General features: G+C 43.0%; 12 protein-coding genes. All 12 read right to left on the bottom strand.

Features of this window, described 5'->3' with window-relative positions:
* Positions 1 to 10 precede the first annotated feature (10 nt).
* Positions 11 to 1,450 (bottom strand): glutamate synthase subunit beta, encoded by a 1,440-nt coding sequence (locus ACYVRS_RS00475; protein WP_313539197.1) that lies wholly within the window; start codon positions 1,448 to 1,450, stop codon positions 11 to 13.
* 2 nt (positions 1,451 to 1,452) lie between these two features.
* Entirely contained in the window at positions 1,453 to 5,964 is a 4,512-nt protein-coding gene (gene gltB, locus ACYVRS_RS00480) for a glutamate synthase large subunit (protein WP_461202130.1), read from the bottom strand.
* 386 nt (positions 5,965 to 6,350) lie between these two features.
* Positions 6,351 to 9,146 carry an isoleucine--tRNA ligase gene (gene ileS, locus ACYVRS_RS00485; RefSeq protein ID WP_461202132.1) on the bottom strand — a complete coding sequence of 932 codons (2,796 nt, stop codon included), beginning with the start codon at positions 9,144 to 9,146 and terminating at the stop codon, positions 6,351 to 6,353.
* A gap of 572 nt (positions 9,147 to 9,718) precedes the next feature.
* Positions 9,719 to 10,483 (bottom strand): DivIVA domain-containing protein, encoded by a 765-nt coding sequence (locus ACYVRS_RS00490; protein WP_461198193.1) that lies wholly within the window; start codon positions 10,481 to 10,483, stop codon positions 9,719 to 9,721.
* Between the two features lie 18 nt (positions 10,484 to 10,501).
* Entirely contained in the window at positions 10,502 to 11,284 is a 783-nt protein-coding gene (locus ACYVRS_RS00495; RefSeq protein ID WP_312497764.1) for a YlmH family RNA-binding protein, read from the bottom strand.
* 19 nt (positions 11,285 to 11,303) lie between these two features.
* A complete protein-coding gene (locus ACYVRS_RS00500; RefSeq protein ID WP_054115425.1) occupies positions 11,304 to 11,558 on the bottom strand; it encodes a YggT family protein in 255 nt (84 codons plus the stop codon).
* Between the two features lie 35 nt (positions 11,559 to 11,593).
* Positions 11,594 to 12,220 carry a cell division protein SepF gene (locus ACYVRS_RS00505; RefSeq protein WP_461202134.1) on the bottom strand — a complete coding sequence of 209 codons (627 nt, stop codon included), beginning with the start codon at positions 12,218 to 12,220 and terminating at the stop codon, positions 11,594 to 11,596.
* A 13-nt stretch (positions 12,221 to 12,233) separates the two neighbouring features.
* Entirely contained in the window at positions 12,234 to 12,908 is a 675-nt protein-coding gene (locus ACYVRS_RS00510) for a YggS family pyridoxal phosphate-dependent enzyme (protein WP_313538410.1), read from the bottom strand.
* A 12-nt stretch (positions 12,909 to 12,920) separates the two neighbouring features.
* Complete coding sequence (gene ftsZ / locus ACYVRS_RS00515; RefSeq protein ID WP_054115428.1) at positions 12,921 to 14,165, bottom strand: cell division protein FtsZ; 1,245 nt, start codon at positions 14,163 to 14,165, stop codon at positions 12,921 to 12,923.
* A 32-nt stretch (positions 14,166 to 14,197) separates the two neighbouring features.
* Positions 14,198 to 15,520: a cell division protein FtsA gene (gene ftsA, locus ACYVRS_RS00520; protein WP_054115429.1), complete on the bottom strand. Its 1,323-nt coding sequence runs from the start codon at positions 15,518 to 15,520 to the stop codon at positions 14,198 to 14,200.
* Positions 15,521 to 15,671: 151 nt separating this feature from the next.
* A complete protein-coding gene (locus ACYVRS_RS00525) occupies positions 15,672 to 16,652 on the bottom strand; it encodes a cell division protein FtsQ/DivIB (protein WP_313538408.1) in 981 nt (326 codons plus the stop codon).
* A 77-nt stretch (positions 16,653 to 16,729) separates the two neighbouring features.
* Positions 16,730 to 17,824: an undecaprenyldiphospho-muramoylpentapeptide beta-N-acetylglucosaminyltransferase gene (murG, locus tag ACYVRS_RS00530; protein WP_313538406.1), complete on the bottom strand. Its 1,095-nt coding sequence runs from the start codon at positions 17,822 to 17,824 to the stop codon at positions 16,730 to 16,732.
* Positions 17,825 to 17,826 lie beyond the last annotated feature (2 nt).

Here is a 17,826-nt window from a genome sequence, read left to right on the forward strand (position 1 = left end):
TGTCTAGCATTTATTGATAGACCAATGTACGCAATGCTTGATCGACTTTCTCTGCAGCCAGTCTGCCTTCGCGAATGGCCCAAATCACTAAGCTAGGTCCACGCTTCGCATCCCCTGCAACTAAAATCCGTTCATTGTTCGTGGTATAGTCGTCATAAACTTCTTTGACACCAAAGGCATCCAATAATGTGGTTTCAGGACCTAAGAAGCCCATCGCCAATAAAACCAAATCCGCTTTGATCACTTCTTTTGTTCCAGCGATCGGTTGAAAACGATCATCCACAGAAACTGTTTCTAAAGCAATCAGTTGACCTCTTTCGGCCCCAATAAACGCAGTTGTCGAAACCCCATGATAGGTCACCTGGCTTTGGAAAACCTCAGCCGCTTCTTCTTGACCATAACCAGTACGCGCCGTCAGCGGATATTCTGGCCATGGATTTGTCGCTGCGCGCTGTAAAGGCGGCTGTGGTGTGATTTCCAATTGCCGAACAGATGCCGCGCCTTGGCGTACTGCCGTCCCGATACAATCATTCCCCGTATCACCACCACCAATGACAACAACGTGTTTGCCAGTCAATTTTTTGCTGGTCGCTTCTTTTCCATGTTTCAACACATCTTTTGTTGCTTCAGTTAAGTAGTCAACCGCAAACTGGACACCTGTCAATGCGCGGCCAGGGATCGTCAAATCACGAGGGACACTTGCGCCTGTCGATAAAATGATACGGTCATATTGCGCAGCTAACTCATCCGCTGAAATATCTCGGCCAATCTCTGTATTGCCAATAAAACGAACACCTAAGTCTGCCATCAAATCAATACGTCGCTGAACGACATCCTTATCCAATTTCATGTTTGGGATACCATACATCAGCAAACCGCCAAAGCGATCACTCCGCTCATACACTGTGACTTGATGCCCCAATTGATTCAATCGCCACGCTGCGGACAAGCCGGCAGGGCCGCTCCCTACGATGGCGACTTTAAATCCGGTCGATGCTTGGGGCATACCAGAAGCTTTGACCCAATCATTTTCAAAAGCAGTATCAATAATGAAACGTTCATTGTCATGGATCGTTACACCTGAACCATTCAAAGCTTCCGTACAGCCCTTCTCACAAGGCGCAGGACAAACCCGGCCGGTCATTTCAGGTAATGGATTGGTTCGTGCCAATCGCTCGAAGGCGGCCTGTGTTCGGCCTTGATAAACCAAATCATTCCACTCAGGAATCAAGTTGTCATTTGGACAACCAGATACGGTCCGCTGACCGCCAAAGAATGAACCAGTATGACAAAATGGAATCCCACAGTTCATACAACGGGCGGCCTGTTCTTGACGTTCTTCTTCCGGTAAAGGGATTTGTAACTCCTCCCAATCAGTGATGCGCTCAGAAACTGGGCGTGTCGGGTTCTCAACTCTTGCATGTTTTAAAAATCCAAATGGATCTGCCATAATTACTCACGCGCCTTTCCTGGAATCGTTAATTGGGTTCCTACAACAGACTCGAAGGCTTTTTCTAATAAAGCATCCCCTGCAAATCCTTGTGCGGCAAATTCTTCTGTTGCTTCAACCATATGATGATATTCGGTTGGATAAACTTTGACAAAATCATTTTTGGCTTGGGCCCAATCTTGTAAAATCTCGGCAGCTTTTAAAGAGTCAGTATAAGCAAAATGTTGTTCGATCATTTCTTTTAATTGCTGATCATTGCCGCTTTCATCGATCTGATACAAATCGACCATTTCCATATTGCACTTCGCAGCAAAGTCATGGTTTGGATCATAGACATAAGCGACCCCACCAGACATCCCAGCACCGAAATTACGACCGGTCTTGCCTAGGATGACCACAACACCGCCAGTCATATACTCGCATCCATGATCACCGACACCTTCTACAACAACTTTCGCGCCACTATTTCTTACACAAAAGCGCTCACCGGCTGTACCACGGAAGTATCCTTCCCCTTGATTAGCGCCAAAACAAGCAACGTTCCCGACGATTGGCGAGTGTTCGACATCATAGGCAGCATCTTCTGGCGGCACAATGATCAAACGGGCACCACTTAATCCTTTGGCTACATAATCATTGGCTTCTCCTACCAATTTCAGTTCAATGCCTTGTGTAGCAAACGCCCCAAAACTTTGCCCGGCAATGCCATGATAGGTATACTGCAATAGTCCCGGCGTCACCTGATCATTGCCAAATCGCTCAGCGATCCAGCCACCTAAGCGGGCACCCACCGACCGTTGGACGTTATTGATAGGTTGATGCATCGCCATCGGTTGATCCTGTTCGATCGCTGCTTGCGCAAAGGAATCTAATTCAGGCCATTGACGTTTTTCTAGGAATGGATCAGTTACTTTCCGCTCAATCGGGATCGCTGTGCCAATCATTCTAGAAAAGTCGAGGGATTTGGCTTTTCCTTTTGCCACAAACCGTGGTGTCAATACTTCTGCATGGCCGACCATTTCATCAATTGTTCTAAAGCCTAGTTCTGCCATCGTTTCTCGCAAATCCTCAGCTAAAAAGTGCATCGTATTGATGATATGCTCTGGTTTGCCGGCAAAGAATTTGCGCAGTGCCGGATTTTGTGTGGCAATCCCCACCGGACAGGTGTTCAAACTGCAGACCCGCATCATCACACAGCCAATTGCTACCAAAGCCAATGAAGCAAAGCTATACTCTTCAGCACCAAGCAACGCGGCTATCGCTATGTCACGACCGGTCATTAACTTGCCATCTGTTTCTAAAGTCATACGTTGGCGTAGATTGTTCATAGCCAATGTTTGATGGGCCTCAGCGATGCCCATCTCCCATGGAAGCCCTGCATCACGAATCGAATTTCGTGGAGAAGCGCCAGTTCCGCCGTCATATCCAGAAATCACGACAACATCTGCACCTGCTTTGACAACCCCCGTTGCAATCGTTCCAACCCCCGTACTAGAAACCAATTTGACATTGATGCGGGCATATGGATTGATGGCTTTCAGATCATAGATCAGTTGCGCCAAATCTTCGATCGAATAAATATCGTGGTGAGGGGGCGGAGAAATCAATCGCACGCCTGGTGTTGACCCGCGAATTTCTGCTACCCAAGGGAAGACTTTGTTACCTGGTAGTTGACCGCCTTCACCCGGTTTGGCTCCTTGGGCCATTTTGATTTGCAATTCATCCGCACTCATCAAGTACGCCGCATTGACGCCAAAACGTCCCGAAGCGACCTGCTTGATCCGACTGTTGTAATTGATACCATTGACTGGTTTGAATCGATTGCGGTTTTCGCCGCCTTCCCCACTATTTGATTTCGCCCCTATGGCGTTCATACCTTCCGCGATACAACGATGGGCTTCTTCGCTTAAAGAACCATACGACATCGCCCCCACTTTGAAACGCTTGACGATCGTTTCCACCGGTTCTACCTCAGCAAGAGGAATACTCGGTCGATTTTTATCAAATGTCCACATAGCGCGTAATGTCGTTGGATGTGTGACAGCATCTTGGTCCATCTCAGCTGCATAGGCTTTGTACAAGCTGTAATCACCTGTTCGTACCGCCTTCTGGAAACCATAGATCGTTTTCGGATTGAACAAATGATGTTCGCCATCTGCTTTATATTGAAAACTACCGCCGGATTCAAGATAATCTGTTTGTTTGCTGCCGTATGCTGCTTCATAACGATTCATGTATTCTTCTTCGATTTGTTGTAATGACAAGCCGCCGATCCTTGTTGCTGTGCCAGCAAAATATTCTTTGATCACAGCTTCAGAAATACCGACTGCCTCAAAAAGCTGGGCCCCATGATAACCAGCGATCGTTGAGATCCCCATCCGCGACATTATTTTGATAATGCCTTTCTCACAGGCTTTTCGATACTTCTCGATGTTATCTTGCAACGCCATGTGTACCAACGTTTGATATGCGCCATAGGGATGGATCCCGCTGGCACCATAGCCGATCAACATCGCATAGTGATGAACTTCGCAGACTTCTGCTGTATCCACCACGATTGATGCCAACGAGCGTTTACCTTTCTTCACAAGGTAATTATGCAGACCTGAAACAGCCAATAAAATCGGAATTGCCATTTTGCCTTTTTGCGGTTGCATCTCTGGTGAATCACCACGATCACTTAATAGAATGATCGTGGCTCCTTGATCGATCTTTGTTTCAATTTCCTTGAACAAATTTTCCAATGCAGCTTGCAGTCCACCGCTTTGTTCATTTTCAAGTGAATAGAGAATCGATTGTACCACCGTTTTTTGTCCCGCTTGATCTAGATCTTTGATCTTCAAATAGTCTGCTGTCGTCAGTACAGGACTGCTGATTTTCAATTTATTGCAATTGATTTGATTATCTTTGGCGACATCCCCATCTCGACCCAAAAACAATTCTGTGCCAATCACCAGTTGTTCTCTAATGGCATCGATTGGCGGATTGGTCACTTGCGCAAATTGCTGCTTAAAATAAGTAAACAACGATTGCGGTTTTTCGCTCAAGATGGCCAATGGTGAATCAAATCCCATTGAGATGACAGGTTCTTCCCCATTTTCGGCCATTGGCATGATCAACGTGCGGATGATTTCATCTGTGTAGCCATTCAGTTTCCAAAGCTGCTGCATGTCAGCAACTTGGGTATCTGCATCCGTGTTCGTCATCAAGTCATTAGGCGTCAATAAATGGTCTTGGAGCCATTCTCGATAAGGATAAGCTTTTGCATAATGATCTTTGATTTCTTGGTTGCGCAAAATCTTTCCATTGACAGTATCCACCAAAAACATATTTGCTGGGCCTAATACCCCTTTTTCAATCACTTCAGCTGCTGGCATGTCAACGACACCAGACTCAGAAGCTACGATCACAAACCCAGATTTTGTGATCGAATAACGTGACGGACGCAAGCCATTTCGATCAAGGGCTGCGCCTACCATATCTCCATCGGTAAAACATAGAGCGGCTGGTCCATCCCATGGTGCCATGAAGCTGGCATTGTATTCATTGAAGGCTGTCAACTCTGGGGATAAGCCTGCTTCATCAGACCATGCTTCTGGCACCATCATCAACAGCGCTTGTGGAATATCTCTACCTTGTCGATATAAATACTCCATGCAATTTTCTAATTTGGCAGAATCGGAATTTCCTTCATCATAGACCTCGATCTGGTGTCCGTGCATCCAATTTTCTGCGCCACGCAAGGTATTGATTTCCCCATTATGGGCTAAAAAGCGAAATGGTTGTGCGCGATTCCAACTTGGAAAGGTATTGGTAGAAAAACGTGAATGAGTCAGTGCGATACTTGAAGTCATTTCTGGATGCTGCAAGTCTTTGAAAAACAAGCCTACTTGATAGGCATGAAGCATCCCCTTATAGACAATCGTTTTACTTGATAAACTACAGATCGAACATTCATCTGCTGGATAAGTCTTTTCCAATTTACGACGCAATCGATATAATTGATCTTCAAAAGGACGTCCCGGTGCAGCATCAACCGGTTTTTCGATAAACAGTTGCAGAAAAGATGGCATGACTTTTTGCGCACCTGGTCCGCATTGATAATAATCATAAGGGACATCTCTCTGCCAAATAACATGAAAACCCCAGCTTTCGATATCCTTGATGATTTCGTCTTGCATTTGAACCGCCCGCAATTTATCTGCTGGCAAAAACAGCATGCCCACTGCATAGTGTCCTTTTTGCGGCAATTGAATAGCGGCACGTTTGGCTTCTTCTTGAAAGAAAGGATCTGGCATGGCCATCAAAATTCCTGCCCCATCGCCTGTATCGGGTTCTGCTCCAGTACCGCCACGATGATTCATTCGTTCAAGCATCGTCAATGCATTTTGAATCAACGCTCTAGAATACACGCCATCCTTTTGGGCAATGAAACCCATCCCGCAGGCATCTTTCTCAAATTGTGGGTCATACATTGAGGATGTTACGTTCTTACTATTTTTCAAATCATTCATCGAATCACACTTCCTTGGAATATTCTGAATTTTCCGATTTTTCAACAGGTCAAATCTTTCTTTTTTGCTTAGGTCACTTTTGTCGCAGGATTGATTGATATAGGAAAAAATATTTCTTTATTTTATCATTTAGTCAAACCCTCTAAAACCTTATATACAAATGTAAGGTTAAGGTTTTTATATTATACAACATTATTCTCGTTATTTATAAGTTTTAAATGAGAATCGTTTTCATCTAAATCATTGGTGGAAGGTGTCATGATTACGTGATTAGTACGCACATCTTGATTTGATTTGATAAGAAAAAAGCCCTTTTTCATCCTTTACAGCACAAAAAAACAGGTAATCATAGGATGAATTACCTGTTTCATGTCATGTCTAATCGGTTATTTCTCGAAACCTTCAGCAACTGCTTCTGGATAATTTTCTTCGACGATTTCAGCACAGTGTCCGCATAACGTTGGTAAATGATCATGGCTGCCGACATCTTTTCTCATTTGGCGGCATCGCTCACAGACTTCACCCTCAGCTTTTTCGACAAGAATTGCAACATCTTCAAATGCATATGCATCTGCTGGCACTGCCGTTCCTGCCTCAGCAACTTCAAAGAAGTCAGGCGAGATGATCAGCAATTGCGGAATATCTGAATCAATTGCTTTCAATAAGGTAGCTACAGGTTCCGAAGGATAAACAGTGACCTTCGCTTCAAAAGACTTACCGATCAGTTTTGCATTCCGGGCTTCTTCCAAAGCTTTTAATACGTTGTCGCGGAAATCTAAGAAGGCAGACCATTGATCCAATAGCTCAGCTTGGTTGGCAAATACTTGATAGCCAGGAAGCTCTGCCAATTGGACATAGTCATCTTCTTCTTTCAAATAAGACCAGATTTCTTCTGCCGTATGTGGAATGATTGGCGTCAATAGTTTGGTCAATGCTACGGCTGTTTGATAAAAAACAGTTTGCATGGCACGACGTTGGAAATCGTTTTGGCCTTCGATATAGACAACATCTTTGGCAAAATCTAAATAGAAGGAAGACATATCAACTGTTAAGAAATTGATAACCGTCCGATAGATATGCAAAAAGTTGTATTTGTCATAGCCGTCTTCACGAATTGTTTTAATGGTTTGATGCAAACGAACCATCATGTATTGGTCGACTGAACGTAGATCTTCAAAAGCTACAGTATCTTTTGCTGGATCAAAATCATTGGTATTGGCCAATAAGAAACGCAACGTGTTACGGATTTTCCGATACACTTCAGATACTTGGTTCAAAATGTCCATAGACACACGTACATCTGATTCATAGTCAACACTGCTGACCCATAGACGTAAGATATCCGCACCCATTTGTTTGATTACTTTCTCCGGAGCAATCGTATTTCCTAAAGACTTACTCATCTTGCGGCCTTCTCCATCTAAAGTAAAGCCTTGAGATAAAACAGCTTTATAAGGAGCCACTTCATTGATTGCAACACTTGTTGTAATGCTTGAATTGAACCAACCGCGGTATTGGTCTGAACCTTCCAAATACATATCCGCAGGGAACGTCAATTCAGGGCGTTGACGCAATACAGCTTCGTGTGATGAACCTGAGTCAAACCAGACATCCATGATGTCGGTTTCTTTAGAAAACTCGCCATTCGGCGAACCTGGATGAGTAAAGCCAGCTGGCAATAATTCTTCAGCTTCTTTTTCAAACCAGATCGTTGATCCATGTTCAGCAAACAAGTTGGCCACGTGTTCAATCGTTTCTGGTGTGATGATTGCTTCTCCATTTTCAGCATAAAAAATGGGTAATGGGACACCCCAAGCTCTTTGTCGGGAAATCACCCAATCGCCACGGTCGCGGATCATATTGTACAAACGTGTTTTGCCCCATGGAATGATCCAATCGACTTTTTCGATTTCATCTAAGATGTTTTGGCGGAACTTATCAATGGATGCAAACCATTGAGGTGTTGCACGATAAATAACTGGTTTTTTGGTACGCCAATCGTGGGGATAACTATGCGTAAAGAAATCCAATTTCAACAAAGCGCCTTTTTCTTCTAATAAAGCTGTGATCATTGGATTGGCTTTATCATAAAAGATGCCTTCAAAGCCAGGTGCTTCCTCTGTATACATCCCGCGGCCGTCAACTGGGGACAAAACATCTAAGCCATATTTTTTGCTGACGATGTAGTCATCTTCACCATGGCCTGGTGCTGTATGCACTAAGCCCGTACCGGCATCCAAAGTCACGTGATCGCCTAGCATAACTAATGACGTGCGGTCATAGAAAGGATGTTGCGCCGTCATATATTCTAGTTGGGTACCTGAGAATTCTTGCAAGACCTCGATCGTTTCCCAACCGATCGCGTCTTTTACAGTCTCTAAAAGGTCTTTTGCTACGACAAATTTACGACCATCCGCTAAGATTTGCACATATGAAAAGCTAGGATTGACCGAGATACCTAAGTTTGCAGGCAATGTCCATGGTGTTGTCGTCCAGATCACTAAGGAAGTATCTGTATCCAGCAAGTCTTTGCCATCTGCGATGGGGAAAGCCACATAGATCGATGCAGATTTGACATCTTTGTATTCAATTTCAGCTTCTGCTAAAGAAGATTCACTGGATGGTGACCAATAGATTGGTTTCAAGCCTTTATAAATATAGCCTTTTTCAGCCATTTTACCAAAAACACGGATCTCAGCTGCTTCATAATCAGGCGTCAATGTGATGTAAGGATGATCCCAATCGCCAGAAACACCCAATCGTTTGAAATCGGCACGTTGTGTATCTACTTGCGTCAAAGCATATTCTTCACATTTTTTACGGTATTCAGCCAAACTCATTTCTTTACGTTTGATGCCTTTATTTGTTAATACTTGCTCAATAGGCAATCCGTGTGTATCCCAGCCAGGTACATAAGGTGAACGGAATCCTGACATCGACTTTGAACGTACAATGATGTCTTTGCTGATTTTATTCAATGAATGACCAATGTGGATATTCCCATTTGCATATGGCGGGCCATCATGTAAAACGAATGACGGCTTGCCTTCGTTCAATTCTTGTCTGCGTTGGTAGATTTGTTCATCTTCCCAGTTCTTTTGCCATTCAACTTCACGGTTAGGTAAATTCCCGCGCATCGGAAATGCGGTCTTTCCTAGTTGGAGTGTTTCTTTCATTTTCATTTCGTTTGCTCCTTTTTGATTGCTTGCAGCTATTTTGATAAAGACCATCGTTGGTCTAGATGCCATGGACCATATACTGTAAAGGTGACTACGTGCCCTTCGGTCACCTAGTACTGTTCATCATCTACTCTGTCACGCTTTGCGTGCCAATCGTAGTGATTCTTTGTGAGGTGACTAAGTGCCCTTCGGTCACCTAGTACTGTTCATCATCTACTCTGTCACGCTTTGCGTGCCAATCGTAGTGATTCTTTGTGAGGTGACTAAGTGCCCTTCGGTCACCTAGTACTGTTCATCATCTACTCTGTCACGCTTTGCGCGCCAATCGTAGTGATTCACAGCAAAAACACGTTCTTCCCGTGAAGGGACGAACGTGTTCGTGGTACCACCCAAATTTTATTGCCAATGGCAATTCTTTGTTGATCGCTAACGGGATCAGGCGGCGGTTTTTAATCGAACAATCCTGTTCTTTCGAAACTGCGACTCACAGATGATTTGATTTCCTACAGGGTTTTATTTGGCTTCCACTCTCCCAAACTCGCTTGAAAAATATAAGAAATTTTTTTGTTCTGCTTCTAGTCGTTATCTGTTTTACTTAATTCATCTAATAAGTTTCTTGCATCTTCCAATGTCTTCACTTCACTGCTGTCGCTGACATCAACGATTTTCTCACTTGATTCAACGATATCGACATCAGGTGTCATTTGGCCATCTACTGCTTCTGAGTTTACTCCAGAAGTATTTTCACTGTCAAGTTCTTTTGATAAAACTTCTCTAATGACTTGATGCGAATCTTGGACATAGCTTGAAAATGGTGCCAGAATTTCTTCCCACTCTGGACTTTTGACTTGCGCTAATTGTGTTTGCAGCATTACCAGCAGATTGTTGTGGAACACGCGGGTTTTCTTTTTCAGATCATTGGTTTCAGTTGCCAGTTGACGGGCATTATTGGTTGCATCTGTTAAGATCTCTTTGGCTTTTTCTTCAGCAGCAACATTCAGCGCATGCGCACGTTTTTCAGCAGTAGCAACCATTTCATCTGCTTTGTTTTGCGCAGATGTGACAATGACTTCAGACTCTTTGCTAGCACTGGTTTTTACTTTGTCTGCAGTATCTTGTGCCACAATGATCGATTGATTCAATGCATCTTTTAATTCATTGAAGTATTCTAGTTTTTCTTCTGCATGTTTCAATGATTTTTCTAGTTCACGATTTCGTTGCACCGCTTCTTCATAGTCACGAACGATCATATCTAAGAAATCATCGACTTCATCTTGATTGTACCCTCTCATTTTTACTGAGAAATTTTTATTCTGAATATCTAATGGAGTTAATGCCATAGTTTACACCTCTTTGATTTATTTACGTAGCACACCTAACAACAATCTAACCTTTTCTTTTTTGGTCGTACCTTCTAAGCCTTGTATTTGGATTCGGCCAAATCCTCTTACTGAGATGATATCCAGTAGATCCAGAACAAAGTCTGGTCGCAATACTTCAGTCCAATTGACTTTGACTTTTCCGGACTCAATCAGTTGTTTTGATCGTTGTCGAGAAATATGATACACGGCAGATATCACAGTATCCAACCGAAGTGAACTGACTGTTTCGTGTTCCTCAGTCCAGCCATCTTTTGGTACGACGAGTTCCGTATATTTCGTTTCTTCTAATCGAACAGATACATGCCCGATTTTGTCTACTTGCAATTGAACAAATTGACTCACTTCCGAAGCAACAAATACTTGCCACGTTTCACCATCTGACAAGATATCGCCAAAGTATTCTCGCTTGACCCCAGTCCCCATCAACGTTCCTAGGACTTTCCCATGACTTAGAACGGTAAATTTTTTGGGATAATTGATCGTAAACAAAGTCATATCAAATTCATCTGTTGTTGGCACATAATAATCAGGATAGATCAAACAACGTCTTCTTTCCGCTGCTTCATATCCACCGAAAAAACGATAGCTTAGATCTGTTGATTGTCTGATCAAACTTTCAAGTATATAGGCTTGTCTAGGATCAAGAAAATCAGTTAGAAACGGTGCATATTGCATTTGTACTTGCTCTATCCAACCTTCAGCAGAATCAATAAAAGGGCGCTCATCGTTGCGGAAATGTTGATAGACATTTGCGTTCACCGATAATCACCCCTTACTTCTAAAATAAAATTGATGTGACAATGACAGTCAACCCCTGTGAGGCCAATTGCAAAACGATCACTGCTACTGCGATCGTAAAATCAATGCCGCCAATACTAAGGTTCACTCGGTCAAATAGACTCAAATACGGCTCACAAACTTTTGATAAGAATCGGCCAAAAGCAGATTGGTATCCGCCAGGAAACCAAGACAATAATGCATAGATCACAAGCAAAATCGTATATAAGTAGACTGCATCATTGAGCAGATTCAATAAATTATAGATTAAAATCGGCGTTCCTCCTCAAATTAAAGATCAAAGAAATTCGTATCTGCCAAGGTTTGCGCAGTTCCGTCTATTTCCATTCCTTTAGGGGTGCAAAGAAAAATCTCATCACCGACCCGTTTGATATCACCATCTTCAGCGTACACTGTTCCTGTCAAAAAATCAACTATTCTACGAGCTTGGTACTCTTCAATTAAGTGAAAATTAACAAGTACAGCATCCCCGTTGATGACTTGCTTGGCTATCCCCATTGCTTCAGAATACACCCGTGGTTCAACGATCGTGATCTTGCCAGCCATTTTCGGCTTCGTGTCTTTCGCTTTTGCAGTGCTCCGCTGCTGCGCCATCGGCACCACTTTTTCTTCTGTTTTGAATGCAGCCTTGTTACGCTCCGGTACCGCAGTCGTTTGCTGATGACTAACGGATTGCGGTTTGTACCGATGTTGTGATGATTGCGTTTGATTCCTTGTTTCTGGCTCGGAATAGGTGTATGCTGTCCCGTTCGCCGCTTTTGGGGCAGTATATGCGTTTTGATTGACCGCAACTTTAGGTACGGCACGCAAGTTCGTGTCTTGTGCGAATGACTCACTCTCGTAGTCTTCTTCATCTGTTAAGCCAAAAAAATTGGTTAGTTTATCTTTAAGCGACATCCGTCAACCTCCTTTATTCTTGAAATAATGCTGTGCCTACACGTACAAATGTGGCGCCTTCTTGGATTGCTTCTGAGAAATCATTACTCATTCCCATACTTGTATCCAAACAAGGGGCATGTGTAAGCTGCAGATCAGCAATTCGCTGTTGCAATTGTTTTAAGGTTTTAAATAGCTGATGCCGTTCGCTGCTTGAAGCATCGATTGGTGCCATCGTCATTAATCCAACAACATGAATTTTATCCAAAGATGCAAGATCTTGAATGAACGAATCGACTTCTTCAGGAGAAATGCCTTGTTTTGAAGCCTCTTGCGACACATTGACTTCAACAAAACAGTTGATCGGCTGGTCTGCTCTCTTTTGGATTTCTTGGGCTAACTTAAATGAATCCAACGCGTGAAAATAGTCAATTTCATTGATGATCGATTTTACTTTTCTGCGCTGTAAATTCCCAATGAAATGCCATTTGACATCCGGATAGTTCCTAAGTGCTTGTTTCTTTGACAGCAATTGCTCGACGCGGTTTTCCGCGCAATCCCTGACACCATTTTCCAACAATGTCTGAGTCATTGACGTGTCCACAGACTTGGTAACTGCAACCAAATGCACATCTGATGCCTGTCTAGAAACAAGAGCACAGGAATCCTGTATCTCTTGCTGGATCTTGTGCAAGTTCTCAGAAATCATGTGCTCTGCCTCCTAGCGTTTACGACGGAAAAATGGTGGTGTACTTAGTTCGTCGTCATCATTTGATTTGACATCTTCACGGCTGAATGTATCAAAATCTTTCTTTTCAACATTTTCAAATGTATTCTCTTCAACTTTAGGACGCACATTTTGCTCTTTGCGAATATCCCAATCGCCAAAACCGCTGTTGTCCTCTGCTTGTGCAGGACGTGCTTGATCCATATCTAACGTTGGTTTTTGTGGAATAGAATGGATTTGACTTTGACTTTGTCTATTTGAACGAGCTGTGCGTTCTTTCTTTGACGGATCGATGCCCGTAGCAATTACAGTCACGCGAATTTCATCGCCTAAATCTTCATTGATCGATGTACCTAGAATAATATTGACATCACCTGTAGCAGCATGTGCAACGATATCTGAAGCATCTTGCGCTTCAAATAATGTCATATCCAAGCCGCCGGTAATGTTCAATAGGACTTGTTCTGCACCATCGATCGATGTTTCAAGCAATGGCGAAGAAATAGCTTTCTTCGTTGCTTCGATCACGCGTTCTTCACCGCTGGCTACACCGATACCCATCAATGCTGTGCCTTGATTTTCCATCACCGTTTTCACATCTGCGAAATCAAGATTGACATAACCAGGTGCAGTGATCAAATCAGAGATCCCTTGCACACCTTGACGCAAGACATTATCCGCTTCACGGAATGCTTCAAGCATCGGCGTTTTCTTGTCAACAACTTCAAGTAAACGATTGTTGGAAATGATCAATAATGTATCGACATTTTCTTTTAATTTGGCAATTCCTTCTGCTGCAAAACGGCCGCGTTTAGGTCCTTCAAATGTGAAAGGACGTGTCACAACACCCACAGTCAATGCGCCAATCTCTTTGGCAAGTTTTGCTACGATTGGTGCAGCACCAGTCCCAGTTCCGCCGCCCATACCAGCAGTGATAAAGATCATATCTGCGCCTTCTAGTGAGTCACGGATCGCATCTTCACTTTCTTCTGCAGCTTTTTCCCCAACTTCAGGTTGAGAACCTGCACCCAAACCACGGGTATATTTAGGGCCTAATTGGATCACTGTTTCTGCTTTTGAATTTTTTAATGCTTGAACATCTGTATTGGCCGCAATAAACTCTACGCCTTTAACGTTTTCTTCTATCATACGATTGACAGCATTGCCGCCGCCGCCACCGACACCGATGACTTTGATCACAGCACCATCATTGATGTTATTATCAATTGAAAATTCCATAGTTTGTCTTCCTCCTGAAAATGATTTTTAGGTTATTCAAAGATATTTGAGAAGAAATCTTTTACACGATTGGTAATCGAGCCGCTTGCTTTTTCTTCTTCCACTTCTTCATAGGTTTCTTCTGGTGCTTCGTATTGTTGTTCATAGCTGACTTCTTGTTGGACAGCAACAGGTTGTTGATGTGATGTTTTTTCGCCAGTGATCGCACTCTTAGCCAATTGGTAGACTTCACTCAAGTTGGCCGAGTAATCAACAATACTGATCACATTTGTAAAGACAGGATTACGTAACCCCATATGGTTTGGTACATATAATTTTACGTTTGTTTCAAAGACTTCTTGTGCCAAGTCTACGACACCTGGCAAACTAGCTGCGCCACCGGTCAAAATCACACCGCCTGGCAATTCTAAGCCATCGATCTCATTCAATACTTCTTTTGATTTATTGAAAATTTGTTCCATCCGTGCTTCGATGATCTCGGATAGATACCGCTCGTCGATTTTGACTGGTTCTGATTTACCGATCACATCCACTGGAAATTCTTCACTGGCAGACGTTCTTTCTGGATAAGCATCACCATAATTGATTTTTAAGGCTTCAGCATTATTGAAAGAAGTATTCAATACAGTTGAAATATCTTTAGTGACAAATTCGCCACCTTCTTGATTGACATGTGTAAACTTCAATTGTTTATCATGCATCGCAGAAGTCGTCGTTTGTCCGCCGCCGATATCGATGACGATCGTCCCAAAGTCTTTTTCACCATCAGACAAAATTGATTCTGTCAAAGCCAATGGTGTGATGACCATTTCATTCACGATCAAGCCAGATTTTTCAACACATTTGCGGATGTTATGGATGATTGTTTTTGGTCCAGTGTAGACAACACCGAACATTTCTAGACGAACACCGATCATGCCGCGGGGATCTTTGATGCCTTCGAATCCATCGACTGTGAATTCTTGCGGCAAGATTGCAATGATTTGTCTTTCCGGAGGCGTTGAACGCACAAGGGCGGCAGAAGCCACATTGCGAACATCTTCATCTGTGATCTCTTTAGATTCACTATTGACTGCAATCATCCCTTGGCAATTTTCAACATCAAGTAAATTCGCCGGCACACCTACACTGACACTGCGAATTTGGATTCCTGCTTTTTCTTCTGCTTGTCTTACTGCTCTTTGAATGGCTTGTACCGTTTTGTCAATATCTACAATGATCCCACGGTTGATCCCTTCAGATTTTGCATTTCCTACACCAATAATATTCATTTGGCTGTCAACGTATTCAGCAACAACAACTTTAACCGATGTCGTTCCGATATCAAGGCCAACATACATTCCCGTTTTTGCCATGGATGGGGTTCCCTCCTAGTTAATTGGATATATAGCGAACCATCACAGTCCGTTTTTAATGTTCAATCGAATAATTTGTTCACTGTTACCAATTCTACCATATATTGGCGATTTATAGAAACAAGTTAATAAAAAAACTCTTGATTTTTTTCTAAGAATCAGCGTCAGTGGACTCTTCTGTCTGTGCATCCTCATCTTTGGTGCTGGAAATTGGATAGGTAAAGATCCCGACTTCCATATCAACAATACTGGCTTCCGTCAAATCACTGGCGATTTGGGGATAATATTGCATTTGGCTTGCCATATTGGAAATATTCACGATCACTTGATTGCCATCGTTCATGAACAACGTCAATAATTCATCATTGCTTTCTCGTGGGGTCAATTTGATTTGCGAGATCCCGTCTTGTATTTCTTGACTCAATTGCTGATAAGCGGTCAAAACTGACTTGATCTGTGTTTCATCTGTGAAATCTTCCAGTATTGGCAAACCTTCGATTGGTTGGTCGCTCGTTTCGGATAGAACAACACCATTTTCCAATATGGCAGCATATGTATCGTCTTTCGCTAGCAATGCGACTTCTGTGTACTCTTGTACCGCAATCTCAAAGTGATTCAGCCCTGCTAATGAAATCGTGACTTGTTTGATTCGAGGAATTGCCTTTTCGATTGCTGCTTCACGGGCGTTACGGCTAAAAAATTGCGGCCATAGGTCTTCATTCAGCGTCAAATTTGAATCAGCGATAATCTCTTCTTGCGACACTTCTTGGTTTCCTTTGACCTTTACTTCCGTCAACCTGCTAAAAGGTGAGACAAAATATAAAACGATCAATAAAGGAACCATCAAGATCCCGATGATCAACGCTAAACGACGGATCAGCAACCGATTCCGATACTGCTTCAAGTTGGGCAGCCGATCAGCAAAAGACCGTGGCTCTTCGTAAGCCAGCTCTTTTTCTTCAACTTCATCTTCCGCTTCTTCAATGTGGCCATCTGCTTCTTCCACAGCGGATGGTTCAGTCTGGATTTCGCCGATTTCATCCTCTTTCTCGGATTGTGACCATCGGGGCTGATCACCTTTATCTTGCAAGTATTTTAAATTTTCTCTTTGCCAAGGGGTCAATTCTTCCATTGACGAGGGGGTTTGATCATCATGAGGTTGTTTGTCTTTACTAATGATAATCGCTCCTTTCTATCCCACACATTGTACTATTTGATGATCTCTTGCACAAGTCGAAATAATCTTTCAGAAGCATCGCTGATTCCTTGCTCTTTAGACGCTTGAGCCATTTCCTTGCGCATGCTTTCGTTTTCCATAATACTATCAACGGCAGCGACTAAATTACTGCTGTTCAACGCATTATCTGCAATCATTTTGACCGCCCCAGCCTGAACCAAGCTTTGTGCATTTTTGGTTTGATGATCATTGGTCACATAAGGACTAGGGATCAAGATCGCCGGGATACCCAGTGCTGTAAATTCAGCGATCGATGTGGCTCCTGCGCGACCGATCAATAAGTCGCTGTTGGCCATCACCTCTGCCATTTGATCAATATATGGACGAATACTAATATTGGGAAAAGCGTCTTTAGACATGCCGATTTTTTCTTCAATTTCTTTATAATAGCGTTCACCGGAAGCATATAACACTTGATAGTCTTTTTTGGCAAAAAGCGGAATGGCTTCAATCAATGCTTGATTGATTTTTTGGGCACCTTGACTACCGCCGAAAATCAGCACAGTTGGCCGATTGGGCTTCAAGTCATACGCAGCTAAAATAGCAGATTTTTGTGCATCTCTGACTTCTTGTCCTCGAGGATTGCCAACCAAAACTGTTTTTTTGGCAGGAAAATAACGTGCCGCATCCTGAAAAGCAATGGCGATCCGATCCACATATTTTGTCAAAAATTTATTGGTGATCCCTGGCACACTATTTTGTTCATGGATGATCGTTGGAATGTTTAGTCTTGACGCCGCAAAGACAACGGCACCAGAAACATACCCACCTGTCCCGATCACGACATCAGGTTGGAAATCTTTGATAATCTTTTTAGCAGCTAGATAACTTTTTATGAACAACTGGACTGTTTTCACATTGTCCATCGATAGTTTGCGTTTGAATCCTTGGATCTCTAAAGTTTGAAAAGGAATCCCTGTGGGCGGCACGATTTTATTTTCTAAACCTCTGGTGGCACCGATATAAAGGAACTCTGCTTCTTTGTCGATAGACCTTACATAGTCAACAAAAGATAAAGCCGGGTAGATATGTCCGCCTGTTCCGCCGCCAGTCACTAAAATTTTCATGG

This window comes from Enterococcus salsurae (assembly GCF_054784955.1).